Raw genomic sequence first — 12873 nt, forward strand, 5'->3', positions numbered from 1 at the left:
CTGCGCGGGCTGCGCGGCGTCGCGTTCGACGCGCGGACGGGCGTGGCCGACGTGGGCGGCGGGGCGCTGTCGCGCGACGTGGCCCGCGCGGCCGAGCGGCACGGCCTGGTGGTCGCGGCGGGCACCGCCGGGGCGGTCGGCTTCGCCGGGCTGGCGCTCGGCGGCGGCTACGGGCCGCTGAGCGGGGCGCTCGGCCTGGCCGCCGACGGCCTGCTGTCGGTGGACGTGGTCCGCGCCGACGGTACGGAGATCACCGCGTCCGCGGAGCGTGAGCCGGAGCTGTTCTGGGCGCTGCGGGGCGGCGGCGGCAACTTCGGCGTCGTCACCGGCCTGCGGGTCCGGCTGCACCGGGTGCCGGGGCTGCTGTCGGGCATGCTGTTCTACCCGCTCGGCGACGCCGCGCGGGGGCTGGCGGCGGTCGCGGAGCTGGCCCTCGGCGGCCCGGACGAGCTCACCGTGCAGAGCGGCCTGCTCACCGCGCCCACCGGGGAGCGGGTGATGTTCGTGGCACCGACCTGGTGCGGCGAGCCCGCCGCGGCCGAGGCCGCCCTGGCGCCGCTCGAAGCCCTGGGCGTCCCGGTGTTCGAGCAGTTCGGGCCGTCCGCGCAGACCGAGCTGATGGCGGGCACCGACGCGCTGTTCCCGCCCGGACGGCACGTCGAGCTGCGGCCGCGCACGGTCGCCGGGCTGCCGCCCGAGGCGGCCGCGACCTCGTCCAGGGCGCCGCGGCGGCGGAGTCGCCGTACTCGGCGGTGTCGCTGCACGGCCTGCACGGCGCGGCCGCCCGCGTTCCGGCCGAGGCCACCGCGTACGGCGTCCGGGCGCCGCATCTGGTGGTGGAGACCATCGCCGTGTGGGAGGCGGGCGACCCGGCCGCCGCCGCGCACCGCGCCTGGGCGCGCGGGCTGGCGGAGTCGCTGGCGCCGCACGCGCTGCCCGGCACGTACGCGAACCTGCTCGGCGGCGACGATCCGGCGCAGGCCGAGCACGCCTACGGTCCCAACGCGGCCCGGCTGCTGCGCGCCAAGGACCGCTACGACCCCGGCGGCACGTTCGCGGCCGTCCCGCTGCCGCCCCGCGCCGACAGCCGCGACATGGTCGCCGTCCACGACATGTACCGGCGCGAGTTCGACCGGCTGCGGGAACTGGTCGCCGCGCTGCCGGTGGCCGGTGTTCCGGACGCGTCCGAGCGTGCGGGCCGCGTCGCCGGCCACGGCGCGTTCCTCATCGAGCTGCTGCACGCCCACCACGGCAGCGAGGACGCCCTGGTCTGGCCCAAGCTCGCCGAACGCGACCCGGCCGGGACGGGCGCGCTGACCGCGGCCATGACGGCGCACCACGAAGAGATCGACCGGTGGTTGCGCGAGGCGGAGACGTCCCTCGCCGCGTTCGCGGCCGACCCCGGGGAGGATCGGCGCAAGGTCGTCCTGGACGCACTGGACGCGCTGCTCCCTCCGCTGCGCGAGCACCTCGCCCTGGAGGAGGCCGAGGCCCTGGCGTTCATCGACCGGCACCTGACGGCGGGCGAGTGGGCCGAGGTGGGCGGCATGGGGCTGGCGGCGGTGCCCCCGGAGCAGGTGCCGCTGATGTTCGGGATGCTGCTCGACGGCGTCACGGCGGAGATGTACGCGGTGTTCGCCGCCGCCGTTCCCGCCGAGGTGCTGGAGGCCATGGCGCAGGCCGGACCGCCCATGTGGGCCGCGCGCCTGGCCGAGCTGCGGGCCGCCGCCGGGACGGGCGGGGCCTGACGGGCGGCTCCGGTCACGCGGGCGGACGGGCGTAGCCGAGGGCGCCCCAGTCGCGGAGGGTCCCCGGACCCGCGATCACCGTGTCCGTGTAGGCGACGTCGGTGACGTTGATCTTCATGTACTGGTCGCCGGAGAACACCCAGTAGTCGTTCCGCGAGCCCGGCACGGGCATCGCCGCGTCGATCCCCTGGGTGAACGCGGAGAACTTGTTGAAGGTGCCGGGCCATCCGGAGAGCGCGGACGGGCCGATGGTGACGGTGCCCTCGGGCCCGGTGCCGGTCAGCGTGGTCCGGACGTACCGGGCACCAGAGAACACCCAGTACTGGTTCGGGTCGTCCGGTGTCCGCATCACGGCGTCGATGCGGTGCCCGGCCAGCTCCCCGAAGGCGTTCGCCCAGTCGCTGAGCGGCCTCGGGCCCGCCACGAGCATGTCGTCGTAGTTCTGCTCGGGGCCGGTGAGCTTGATCCGGATGTACTGGGCGCCGGAGAACACCCAATACTCGGAGGGGAAGCCGGGAACCCGTAGCGTCGCGTCGATTTTCTTCTGGAAGCCCGGCAGGTTCTTGAAGGTGTCGTCCCAAGCCTGGAGCGTCGAGGACGCCTGAAGGTGACGTTGCACCGGGTAGCCCGAAACCGAGATCTGTACGCGGACGTAATGGTCGCCGGAAAACATCCAGTAACTCGCCGGAGCGTTCGGGTTCGGATCGTCCGGGAGCGGGAGCAGCGCGTCCGTGCGGATCGGGAGGGCGGCGGCGGCCGCCGGACTGGACGGTGCCGAGGGGGTCGGGCTCGCCGCCGGTGCGGCCCCGTCGTCGCCCCCGGAGCGGGTCAGCAGCACGCCCGCGGTGGCGACGGCGGTGAACAGGACGGCCGCCGCGCCCAGCGCGATGACGGGCAGGCGCCGCCGGGCGGACCCGAGCGTCCACGAGCCCTTCGGCATGTCGAGCGTGGTCGGCGCCGCCCCGGCGATCGGGTGCAGCATCTCGCGCGCCGCCGCGATGGTCGGACGCTCGGCCGGGTTCTTGCGCAGCAGCGCCTCCAGCAGGGGACGCAGCGGTCCCGCGGCCGCGGGGACGTCCGGCGGCTCGTGCATGATGGCGTTCAGGACGCCCAGCGCCTCCGCGCGGGCGAACGGGGACCGTCCGGCCAGCAGCACGCACAGCGTGACGCCCAGCGAGAACAGGTCGCTCGGCGGCCCCACCGGCCGGTCGCCCAGCCGCTCCGGGGCGATGTACTCGTGCGAGCCCACCACCGCGCCCGTCGCGGTGATCGAGTCGGTCCCGGTCAGCGCCGCGATGCCGAAGTCGCAGAGCATCACCCGGTTGTCGCCGCGCAGCAGGACGTTGCCCGGCTTGACGTCCCGGTGCAGCGCACCCGCGGCGTGCACGGCCTCCAGGGCGGACAGGAGTTGCAGACCGATCCCCGCGACGGCGTGCGGATTCATCGGGCCGACGGCGGCGAGGTGGTCTTTCAGTGACGGGCCGTCCACGAACTCCATCACCAGCCACAACCGTTCGCCGAGTTCCACGAGATCGTGGACGTTGACGACGTTCGGATGCGAAATCTGGGCGATGGTGCGCGCTTCCCGGCGTGCTCTGGCGGACTGCTTGGCGCGTTCCTGATCCGTGGTCGGAAGGTGCATCTCTTTCAGCGCGACCGTGCGATTTAAGGTCTGGTCGGTGGCCCGCCACACCGTTCCCATGCCCCCGCTCCCGAGCCGATCCAGCAGAAGGTACCGATCGGCGATCATCCGCGCTTCCCCGTTTTCAGCCACAAAAACACCTTAGTGACGGACTTGTTCTCGGGACGCCAGATCATCGTTACCGTTCGGCGGACGGGCGCGCCCCGTGCGCCCGCCGACGCGGACGCGTTCGTGGCTTTCCCACGGTCGGGGCGGGGGGCCGCTGGGAATCTGGCGACGTGCGTGACTCCCGGTAAGCGCTGATGTGGTTGGAAAACTCACTGGTCATTGCGGTTCGTGTCTTGTTTTTGGAGCTTGGCCTCACCGAATCCATTGACGCGGCGATGCCGCCTTCGCGAGCATGGATCGCTCGATGATGCGCGCGGGCCCCGAGGCGGGGCCGCGGCGGGGCGGGAAGGAGCGCGTGGGCAGCGCCATGAAGGCCAATCAGTCGACTGCCGCCGGAGGCCCGTCCGGAACCCCGTCCGGCGGCGCCCCGGGCTCGGCCGCTCGGGACTCGGCGCGTCCGGCGGGCAGCGGCTCCCCACGCCGCCGCGCGAGCGCAAGCCCGCCCTCGCGGCCCTGGCCGTGCTGCTCATCCTCGGCGGCGCGCTCGCCAGCGCCTACCTCGTGATGGCCAGCGGCGACCGGGTCTCGGCGATCATGATCGCGCAGCCGGTCGCGGCCGGGCAGCAGATCCCGCCGAGCGCGCTGCGGGAGGTGCGCATCGGCGGCACCGGCATCGACTACCTGAGCTGGGCCGAGATGAAGGCCGTGACCCGGCACTACGCGACCGTCCCGCTGGTGGAGGGCACGCTGCTCACCAACGGGATGATCAGCGAGACGAACGACTCCGCGTCCGGACGCTCGTCGTCGGGCTCGCGCTGAAGCCCGGCCAGATCCCGGCGGGCGGCGTCGCCGAGGGCAAGCACGTCACGGTGTACGCGGTCGGCGGCGAACAGGACGGCGGCGCCGCGCCCGGGACCGTTCCAGGCCGCGACGCGATCGTGGTCGGCGTCGGCGCGGGCGGCGGCGGGAACACCATCGGCGGCGAACGGCTCAGCTCCGGCGTCACGACGGTGGACGTCGCCGTGCAGCCCGCCGAGGCCGCGGACGTCGCGGGCTCGGCGTCGGCCGCGGCCGTCGCGATCGCGCTGATCCCGCCCGGGACGAAGGTCGAACCCGGCGGCACGTCCCCGCCGCTCGACGACGCGGACGCCCGGAGGCGGCGGGCAGCCGTCCGGCGGCGCGCAGCCGTCCGGCGGGCAGCCGCAGGGCGGGCGGACGTCCGGCGGCACGCCGGGCACCGGCACCGGCGCGGGCGGGAACTAGCCGTGGCCGTCATCGCGCTCGCGGCCGACAAGGGGGCGCCCGGCGTCACCACGGCGGCCGTCGCCCTCGGCGCCGTGTGGCCGCGCCCGGTGCTGGTCGCCGAGTGCGACCAGGCGGGCGGCGACCTGGTGTACCGGCTGCCCGCCGCCGAGGGATCCGGCGACGGCGGCATCCTCAACCCGTCGCGCGGCCTGCTCAGCCTGGCCGCGACCGCCCGGCGGGGCCTGCGGCCCGACCAGATCGCCGAACACTGCCAGCGGCTCGTCGGCGGCCTCGACGTGCTCGTGGGGCTCACCAACGCCGAGCAGGCGCAGGCCATGACGTGGCTGTGGGGGCCGCTCGGACGCGCGTTCGCCGGCCTCGACCCCGTGGACGTCATCGTCGACTGCGGACGGCTCGGCGCCGGGTCCCCGCTGACCGACCTGCTGCGCGAGGCCGACTTCGTCGTGCTGCTCACCCGCGCGCCCCTGGAACAGGTCGCCCACCTGCGCGAACGCGTGTCGGTGCTGAGCGGCGAGCTGCGCGGCGGCCCGCCGGTCGGGGTGCTGGTGCTGGCCGACCCGCGCGACTTCCGCGGCTCGATCGCCGAAGTCGACCGCATCGTCGCGGGCGCCCACGGACGCGGACACGGCCGCGGCCGGACGAACGACGCCGCGCCCCCCGAACCCGGTGCGTCCGGCGCGTCCGCCGAACCGGGCCCGGCCGCGCCGCCCGTCGCCGTCCTCGGCGGCATGGCGCTCGACCCCAAGGGCGCCGACCTGCTCGCGGGCCGCTGGGGCGGCCGACTGGACCGTTCGCTGCTGATCCGGTCCGCGCGCGAGGTCGCGGGCGAGCTGCTCGGCCGATCACCGCGAACCCGCGCCGCGACGCCGCCGCGCGAGGCCCGATCGCCGCGCAGGCCCCGCCGCCCGGCGACGTCCCCGCCCCGCGCCGCACCGCAGGCCGAGGGGAGGCGCTAGTGGATCACGGGCTGGTCAAGCGGCTCCGGCAGGAGGTCGGGGATCGGCTGGCGCAGCAGCGCCGGCTCGACGCCGCGCACGGGCTCGCGCCGATGTCCGGGGAGGACGAGCGGCAGTTCGCCCGCGCGCTGATCGGGCAGGTCCTCGAAGAGTTCGCGCGCGGGGAGATCACCTCGGGACGCCGCCCGCCGAACGCCGACGAGGAGGAGGCGCTCGCGGCGGGCGTCCACGCGGCGCTGTTCGGGGTCGGCCGGCTCCAGCCGCTGCTGGAGGACCCCGAGATCGAGAACATCGACGTCAACGGCTGCGACCGGGTGTTCATCGGGTACGCCGACGGGCGCGAGGTGATGGGCGAGCCGGTCGCCGAGAGCGACGAGGAACTGGTCGAGCTGATCCAGATCCTCGCGGCGTACAGCGGCCTGTCGTCCCGCCCGTTCGACACCGCGAACCCGGAACTCGACCTGCGGCTCCCGGACGGATCGCGGCTGTCGGCGGTCATGGACGTGACGGTCCGCCCCGCGCTGTCGATCCGGCGCGCGCGGCTCGGCAAGGTGTTCCTCGCCGACCTGGTCGGCAACGGCACGTTCGGCCAGGAGGTCGGGCTGTTCTTCCGCGCGGCGGTGCTGGCCCGCAAGAACATCATGATCGCCGGGGCGACGAACGCGGGCAAGACGACGCTGCTGCGGGCCGTCGCGAACGAGATCCCGCAGCACGAGCGGCTCATCACCGTCGAGCGGGCCCTCGAACTCGGCCTCGACGCGTTCCCCGAACTGCACCCGAACTGCGTCGCGTTCGAGCAGCGGCTGCCGAACTCCGAGGGGCAGGGCGCGATCTCGATGGCCGAGCTGGTGCGCCGGTCGCTGCGGATGAACCCGTCGCGGGTGATCGTCGGCGAGGTGCTCGGCGACGAGATCGTCACGATGCTGAACGCGATGACGCAGGGCAACGACGGGTCGCTGTCGACGATCCACGCGAACTCGTCCGTCGAGGTGTTCAACCGCATCGCGACGTACGCGATCCAGTCGCAGGAGCGGCTCCCCGTCGAGGCGACGCACATGCTGATCGCGGGCGCATCGACTTCGTCGTGTTCATCGAGAAACGCAACGACTACGCGCACGGCGGGCGGCTGCGCCGGTTCGTCTCCAGCGTCCGCGAGGTGACGGGCGTGGACGGCCGCGTGCTGTCCTCGGAGGTGTTCGCGCCCGGACCGGACGGGCACGCCGCGCCGGCCGCCCCGATCACCTGCATCGACGAGCTGGCGCAGCACGGCTACGACCCGTCCGGGGGTGCCTGGTGAGCGGCGGGGCGAGCGGCGGGGCGGGCACGGGAGGGGACGGCTGATGTTCGAGCCCGACGTGCTGCTCGCCGTCATCGCCGGGGCCCTGGTCGGCGGCGGGCTCCTGCTGCTGGGCGCCGCGCTGCGCGGCCACCCGGCCCGGCCCCGCCCCGCGAAGGGCCGCCGCCGCGAGGACCTCGTCCGCACCCTCACCACCCGGACGGCGCTCGCCGTCATCGCCGGGACGGCCGTGCTGGTCGTCACCCGCTGGCCGATCGCCGCCGTGGGCGCGGGCGCGCTCGTCCTCGGCTGGGACGGGCTCGTCGGCGGGGCCGCCGAGGAGCGGCGCGGCATGGCGCGGCTGGAGGCCCTCGCCGGGTGGACCGAGTCGCTGCGCGACACGATCGCGGGCGCCGTCGGCCTCGAACAGGCGATCCCCGCGTCGCAGCGCGCCGCCGCGCCCGTCCTGCGGGTGCCGCTGCGGGAGCTGGTCGACCGGCTGCACACCCGCGTCCCGATGCCGGAGGCGCTGCGCCGCTTCGCCGACGATCTCGACGACCCGTCCGCCGACCTGGTGATCGCGGCGCTGATCCTGAACGCGAAGCTGCGCGGCCCCGGCCTGCGCGACATGCTCGGCGCGCTCGCCGCGTCCGCGCGCGCCGAACTCGACATGCGGCGCCGCGTCGAGGCCGACCGGCGCTCCACCCGCCGGTCGGTGCGGATCGTCGTCGGCGTGTCGGTGGGGACGGCGCTCGGCCTCGCGGTGTTCAACGGCTCGTACGTCGAACCGTACGACGACTTCCTCGGCCAGCTCGTCCTGTGCCTCGTCGTCGCCCTGTACGCGGCGGCGTTCGTGTGGCTGCGGCGGCTGTCGAAGTACGAGCTGCCCGCGCGGTTCCTCAGCGAGCCCCGCAACGCGCCGCGTCCGGGCGTCCCCGGCGAGGTGCCGAGCACCGTCGCGGGCTGGCAGACCGAGCCGCTGCGGGGCCGGCACGTGATGGACGCGGGCGGGGGTGGGGGCTCGTGACGGGTGCGCTCACCGCGGGCGCCGTCGTCGGCGTCGGCCTGTACCTGCTGTTCAGGGCGCTGTTCCCGGCGCGTCCCGGGCTCGCCGCGCGGATGGCGGCGCTGGACGCGGCGCGCCGCCGCGACCTCGAACCGGCGCAGCCCGGCCGGATCTCCCCGACCCTCGAACGCGTCGGCGGGCTGCGCGCCCGGCTCGGCGGCGAGCTCGCGCGGTTCTGCGAGGCGCGCGGCTGGCGGCTGCGGTCCGTCCGCGCCGACCTGGCGATCACCGAACGGTCGCTGGAGGCGTTCCTGGCGACGAAGTTCCTGCTGCCCGCCGCCGCGCTGCTGTTCGTCCCGCTGGTCGTCGGGTACTTCGCGCTGCTCGGGCTCGGTACGTCCGTGCAGGCCCCGGTGTGGATCTGCGGGCTGTTCGCGCTGCTGTTCTTCTTCTTTCCCGACCTGCAGCTCAAGCAGGAGGCGCAGGCCCGCCGCCAGGACTTCCGGCACGTCGTCGGCGCGTTCCTCGACCTCGTCGCGATGAACCTGGCGGGCGGGCGCGGCGTCCCCGAGGCGCTGCTCACCGCCGCGAACGTCGGGGAGGGCTGGGGGATGCACCGCATCCGCGAGGCCCTCGGCAACGCCCGCATCACCGGCCGCACCCCCTGGCAGGCGCTCGGCGGCCTCGGCGAGGAGCTGGACGTCGCCGAGCTGCGCGACCTCGCCGGGGCGCTCGCGCTCGTCGCCGACGACGGCGCGCAGATCCGCAAGTCGCTCTCGGCCCGCGCCGCGTCCATGCGCAGCCGGGAGCTGTCGGAGCTGGAGGGCAAGGCGGGCGAGCGCTCCCAGTCGATGCTCGTCGCCCAGCTCTTCCTGTGCGCCGGCTTCCTGGTCTTCCTCGCCTACCCGGCGCTGATGCGGGTGCTGAGCGCATGACCGAACGTCTCGAACGGCTCGACCGGAACCCCGAAACCCGCCCCCCTGGAGGTGCAGCGATGAGGTTGCCGAACCCGATGAACGACCCGTCCGTCGCCTACCTGCGCGCCGTGCTGGACGACCGGCTGGCGCGGCTGCGCGACGACGAGGAACGCAGCCGCGGCGCGTCCGCGATCGAGTGGGCGATCATCACCGCCATCCTCGCCGCCATCGCGATCGCGATCGGCGGGGTCATCATGACCAAGGTGCAGGACAAGGCCAACAGCATCAACACGGGCTGACCGCCGTGCGGCGGTTCGTCCGGCGCCTCCGCTCGACCGACGCGGGGGCGTCGTCGATGGAGCTCGCGCTGCTCACCCCGGTGCTCATCCTCGTCCTGCTGACCGTCGTGCAGTTCGCGATGGTGTTCCACGCGCGGCACGTCGCGCTCGCCGCCGCGCAGTCCGGCGCGCGCGTCGACCCGGACCGCGCCGCCCGGCGGCGGCTGGCAGGGCGCGGCGGTCGAGCGGGCCGAGAGCGACGTGCGCGAGGTCGGCCCGAACCTGCTCGGCGGGCTGTCGGTCACGGCTGGCGAGGCGAACGACGAGCGCTGGGTCGAGGTGCGCGGCGAGGCCGTGGCCGTCATCCCGTTCATGACGTTCCGCGTGTCGCAGCGGTCGCAGGGCCCGATCGAATGCTTCCGCCCGGACGTCGGGGCGGGCACCGCCTGCCAGGGAGGGGCGCAGTGAGCCGTCGCGAGCGGCCGTCCGACCGGCCGCCCGACCGGGGATCGATGTCGCTGGAGATGGTGCTGGTCACGCCCATCTTCGTGGCGTTCCTGCTGATCCTCGCGGGCGCCGGGCGGCTCGTCGACGCGCAGAGCCAGATGGACGGCGCCGCCCGCGACGCCGCGCGTGCCACGTCCAGCGCGCGCAGCGCCGCGTCCGCCGCGCCCCGGCGCCGCCCGCACCGCCGCCGCCGGGCTGCGCGGCACGTCCTGGTGCGCGGGCGGCCCGGACGTCCGGACGGACGTGTCCGGCTGGGGCCCCGGCGGCCGCGTCGTCGTCGAGATCGCCTGCGACGTCGACCTCGGCGACCTCGCGTTCATCGGGCTGCCCGGGACGAAACGGCTAGTCGGCCGCGCCGTCGCCCCCATCGACACCTACACCTACCGGGGCGGAGGCGACGGCCTGTGACGAACTCCGGCACCGACGCCGCCGAGCGGGACCGCGGGACCGTCTCCCTCTACGTCGTCCTGTTCACCCCGGTCGTGTTCCTCCTCGCGGGCCTGCTCGTGGACGGCGGGCTCGCCATCCACGCGCGGCAGCGGGCCGCCGACATGGCCGAGCAGGCCGCCCGCGCCGGCGCCAACGAGATCGACCTCGCCGCGCTGCGCGAGACCGGCGAACCCGTCGTCGACCCCGGACGGGCCCGCGCCGCCGCCTGCGAACTCCTCTCCGCGTACGGGGACGAGGTGACGGGCGCGCGGTGCGACGCGTCGACGGAGGCCGTGACCGTCACGGTGCAGATCAACGTGCAGCCGCAGTTCCTCGCGGTCTTCCCGGGGTTCGGCGAGTTCACGATGACGTCCGACGCCACGGCCCGTCCCGTCACGGGGGCCGCCCCATGACGCGACAGCCGACGACGACGCGAATTACGATGGCGAGCACGTTCAGGGACCGGAGAGCGCGATGGTGACTCGGCACGGGCACAGACGACCGCCCGCACGGGTGCGTGGACGGCGGAGCGCGGGCGACGTCCTGGCCGGGATCGGCGCGCTGATCGCGCTCGCGGCGCTGCTGGCCGGCGTCCCGTTCGCGCTGCTCACCCTGTTCGGCTCGCCCGTCCCGGCCGAGGCGCCGACGCTCGACGACCTCACCGCCAGGGTCGGCCCCGGCTCGCTGATCACGATCCTGGTCGCGCTCGTCTGGCTCGCGTGGCTGCAGCTCGCCGTCTGCGTGATCGTCGAGGTCTACGCGGGGATCCGGGGCGTCGGCGTCCCCGCCCGGGTGCCCCTCGCGGGCGGCACGCAGTCGCTCGTGCACCGCCTCGTCGTCACCGCGCTGCTGCTGTTCACCACCGCCACCGCGATCGTTCCGGCGTTCTCCGGCGGCGGGCTCTCGCAGAGCCCGCCCGGCCAGGCGCAGAGCCAGTCGCAGGAGTACCGTCCGGCGCCCGACCCGGCGGCCGTGCGTCCCGTCGCCGCGACGTCCCCCGACACCGGCGCGGACGCCGCGCTCGCGGCCGAGCCGCTGCAGCGGGCCGCGACGGCGAAGATCTACCGGGTGCAGCCGCCCGAGGGCCGCCACCACGAGAGCCTCTGGGAGATCGCGGAGAAGTGCCTGGGGGAGGGGCGGCGGTACAAGGAGATCTACGAGCTGAACAAGGGCCACGTCCAGCCGGACGGGACGCGCCTGACGATCGCCAGCCTGATCCGTCCCGGCTGGGTGTTGGAGATGCCCGCGGACGCGAAGGGCGCGCAGGTCGTCCAGGCGGAGGACCTGGACGAGTACTACCGCTACGGGCACGCGGTCCCCGACGGGCCCGCGCCGGACCCCGCCCCCGAGCCGCAACCGGAGCCGCAGCCGGAGGCGGAGCCCGAGCCCGCACCGGCGGCGCCCGTCCAGCCGAAGACGCCCGCGCCCGACGCCCCGGCGCCCGAGAGCCCGGCCGAGCAGGCGCCCGCGCCGCAGGCCCCGGCGGAGGAGGCGCCCGCGTCGCCGTCCGGGGAGATGACCGGCGGGGTGGGCAGCGGCGGCGCGCCCGTCCCGGGCAGCGGGACGCCGCCGACGACCCGTCCGCCGACGGCCCCTCCCTCGACCTCGACCTGACCTTCGACCTCGAATGGCCGCAGGGCCTCGCCGTCGCGTCCCTGCTGGCCGCCGGGGTGCTCACCGCGCTCGGCCGCCGCCGCCGCGAGCAGATGTGGCGGCGCGCGTTCGGGCACATGATCGTCCGGCCGCGGGGCCGGGCCGCCGAGGCCGAGCGGGCGCTGCGGTTCGGCGCGGACGACGACGCGCCCGCCTGCTCGACCTCGGCCTGCGGCACATGTCGAAGTCGATGGCGGCGGGCGGACGGGCCATGCCGACCGTCTTCGGGGTGCACCTCGGGCACGGCAGCCTCGACCTGTGGATCGCGCCCGCCGACCGGAACCCGCCGTCGCCGTGGGAGGCGTTCGACGACGGCCAGGTGTGGCGGCTGCGCGCCGACGCGCTGCCCGGCCTGGAGGCGTCCGACCTCGCCGACGTCCTCGCCCCCTACCCGGGCCTGGTCTCCATCGGCACCAACGCCAACGGCCGGATCCTCGTCGACCTCGAAGCCGCGCACGGCCTGATCGCGCTGCGCGGACCCGGCGAACGGCCCGAGGACCCCGAGGGCGAGGCGGACATGGCGGGACGCCGCGCCGTGCTCGCCGCGCTCGCCCTCGAACTCGCCACCAACCGCTGGTCCGACCACATGCGGATCACGCTCGTCGGGTTCGACAACGAGCTCGGCGAGGGCCTCACCGAGATCGCGCCCGACCGGGTCCGGGCCGTCCCGCACCTGTCCGACGCGCTCCCCGAACTGGAGGGACGGGCCGAGGAGGTGCGGCAGGCGCTCGCCGCGTCCGGCGTGGACTCCGTCCTCACCGGCCGCTGCCGCGGCGTGTTCGGCGAGGCGTGGATGCCGCACTACCTGATCATGGCCGACCGGCCGACCGCGCAGGAGGCGGACCGGCTCGTCGCGCTCGCCCGCACCGGCACCCGGATGGCCGCCGGATACCTCGTCCCCGGCGACGTCCAGGGCGCCACCTGGACCTGGGACCTGGACGGGACGGGCCGCCTGCACGCGGGCGTCCTCGGCTTCGACGTCGACGCCCAGCTCGTCACCGACGACCAGTACCGCGGCGTGTTCGAACTGTTCCGGACGGCGGGCGCCGCCGAGTCCGTCCCGATGCCCGACACGGGCGAACCGCCC

The 12873-nt window shown here is 75.3% G+C and carries 13 protein-coding genes and 3 pseudogenes; 15 read left to right on the top strand and 1 reads right to left on the bottom strand.

Annotated features, from left to right (window positions below; all coding sequences use genetic code 11):
* Window positions 1-51: 51 nt before the first annotated feature.
* Both BJF79_RS67040 and BJF79_RS60570 read left to right on the top strand, forming a co-directional pair.
* Window positions 52-198 (top strand): annotated as a pseudogene (locus BJF79_RS67040) (FAD-binding oxidoreductase); the annotation flags it as partial.
* A gap of 554 nt (window positions 199-752) precedes the next feature.
* Window positions 753-1748, top strand: coding sequence for a hemerythrin domain-containing protein (locus BJF79_RS60570; RefSeq protein ID WP_262402220.1), 996 nt, complete (start codon window positions 753-755; stop codon window positions 1746-1748).
* A 13-nt stretch (window positions 1749-1761) separates the two neighbouring features.
* Here BJF79_RS60570 and BJF79_RS18090 read toward each other — a convergent pair whose 3' ends face one another.
* Entirely contained in the window at window positions 1762-3498 is a 1737-nt protein-coding gene (locus BJF79_RS18090; protein ID WP_075898966.1) for a protein kinase domain-containing protein, read from the bottom strand.
* 519 nt (window positions 3499-4017) lie between these two features.
* On the opposite strand from BJF79_RS18090, the gene BJF79_RS18095 reads away from it, so the two are divergent.
* The 13 genes and pseudogenes from BJF79_RS18095 to BJF79_RS18145 all read left to right on the top strand — a co-directional run.
* Entirely contained in the window at window positions 4018-4317 is a 300-nt protein-coding gene (locus tag BJF79_RS18095; RefSeq protein ID WP_075898968.1) for a hypothetical protein, read from the top strand.
* 50 nt (window positions 4318-4367) lie between these two features.
* The gene (locus BJF79_RS60575; RefSeq protein WP_262402221.1) at window positions 4368-5720 is read left to right on the top strand and encodes a hypothetical protein; all 1353 of its coding nucleotides are present in this window, start codon (window positions 4368-4370) and stop codon (window positions 5718-5720) included.
* The gene (locus BJF79_RS18105) at window positions 5720-6880 is read left to right on the top strand and encodes a CpaF family protein (RefSeq protein WP_262402222.1); all 1161 of its coding nucleotides are present in this window, start codon (window positions 5720-5722) and stop codon (window positions 6878-6880) included. The genes BJF79_RS60575 and BJF79_RS18105 overlap by 1 nt, the downstream gene beginning before the upstream one ends.
* On the top strand, window positions 6805-7017 hold the full coding sequence (locus BJF79_RS60580; protein WP_262402223.1) for a hypothetical protein: 213 nt from the start codon (window positions 6805-6807) through the stop codon (window positions 7015-7017). Before BJF79_RS18105 ends, BJF79_RS60580 begins: the two co-directional genes overlap by 76 nt.
* Before the next feature lie 43 nt (window positions 7018-7060).
* On the top strand, window positions 7061-8023 hold the full coding sequence (locus BJF79_RS18110) for a type II secretion system F family protein (protein ID WP_075898970.1): 963 nt from the start codon (window positions 7061-7063) through the stop codon (window positions 8021-8023).
* Window positions 8020-8937: a type II secretion system F family protein gene (locus BJF79_RS18115; RefSeq protein ID WP_075898972.1), complete on the top strand. Its 918-nt coding sequence runs from the start codon at window positions 8020-8022 to the stop codon at window positions 8935-8937. Before BJF79_RS18110 ends, BJF79_RS18115 begins: the two co-directional genes overlap by 4 nt.
* Window positions 8938-8996: 59 nt before the next feature.
* The gene (locus tag BJF79_RS18120) at window positions 8997-9218 is read left to right on the top strand and encodes a hypothetical protein (RefSeq protein WP_075898974.1); all 222 of its coding nucleotides are present in this window, start codon (window positions 8997-8999) and stop codon (window positions 9216-9218) included.
* 56 nt (window positions 9219-9274) lie between these two features.
* Window positions 9275-9331: pseudogene (locus BJF79_RS60585) on the top strand (pilus assembly protein); the annotation flags it as partial.
* Window positions 9332-9458: 127 nt separating this feature from the next.
* Window positions 9459-9665 carry a hypothetical protein gene (locus BJF79_RS60590; RefSeq protein WP_262402224.1) on the top strand — a complete coding sequence of 69 codons (207 nt, stop codon included), beginning with the start codon at window positions 9459-9461 and terminating at the stop codon, window positions 9663-9665.
* A 165-nt stretch (window positions 9666-9830) separates the two neighbouring features.
* A complete protein-coding gene (locus BJF79_RS60600; protein WP_262402225.1) occupies window positions 9831-10112 on the top strand; it encodes a hypothetical protein in 282 nt (93 codons plus the stop codon).
* A complete protein-coding gene (locus tag BJF79_RS60605) occupies window positions 10109-10546 on the top strand; it encodes a TadE/TadG family type IV pilus assembly protein (protein ID WP_075898976.1) in 438 nt (145 codons plus the stop codon). Before BJF79_RS60600 ends, BJF79_RS60605 begins: the two co-directional genes overlap by 4 nt.
* A gap of 61 nt (window positions 10547-10607) precedes the next feature.
* On the top strand, window positions 10608-11747 hold the full coding sequence (locus BJF79_RS55530) for a LysM peptidoglycan-binding domain-containing protein (RefSeq protein ID WP_158079214.1): 1140 nt from the start codon (window positions 10608-10610) through the stop codon (window positions 11745-11747).
* Between the two features lie 217 nt (window positions 11748-11964).
* Window positions 11965-12873 (top strand): annotated as a pseudogene (locus BJF79_RS18145) (hypothetical protein); the annotation flags it as partial.

Source organism: Actinomadura sp. CNU-125 (genome assembly GCF_001942465.1).
Taxonomy (GTDB): domain Bacteria; phylum Actinomycetota; class Actinomycetes; order Streptosporangiales; family Streptosporangiaceae; genus Spirillospora.

Bases quoted from the DNA above. Each gene is read 5' to 3' on its own strand.
- BJF79_RS18090 (WP_075898966.1), bottom strand. From the start codon at position 3,498: ATGATCGCCGATCGGTACCTTCTGCTGGATCGGCTCGGGAGCGGGGGC.
- BJF79_RS18110 (WP_075898970.1), top strand. From the start codon at position 7,061: ATGTTCGAGCCCGACGTGCTGCTCGCCGTCATCGCCGGGGCCCTGGTC.
- BJF79_RS18120 (WP_075898974.1), top strand. From the start codon at position 8,997: ATGAGGTTGCCGAACCCGATGAACGACCCGTCCGTCGCCTACCTGCGC.
- BJF79_RS55530 (WP_158079214.1), top strand. From the start codon at position 10,608: ATGGTGACTCGGCACGGGCACAGACGACCGCCCGCACGGGTGCGTGGA.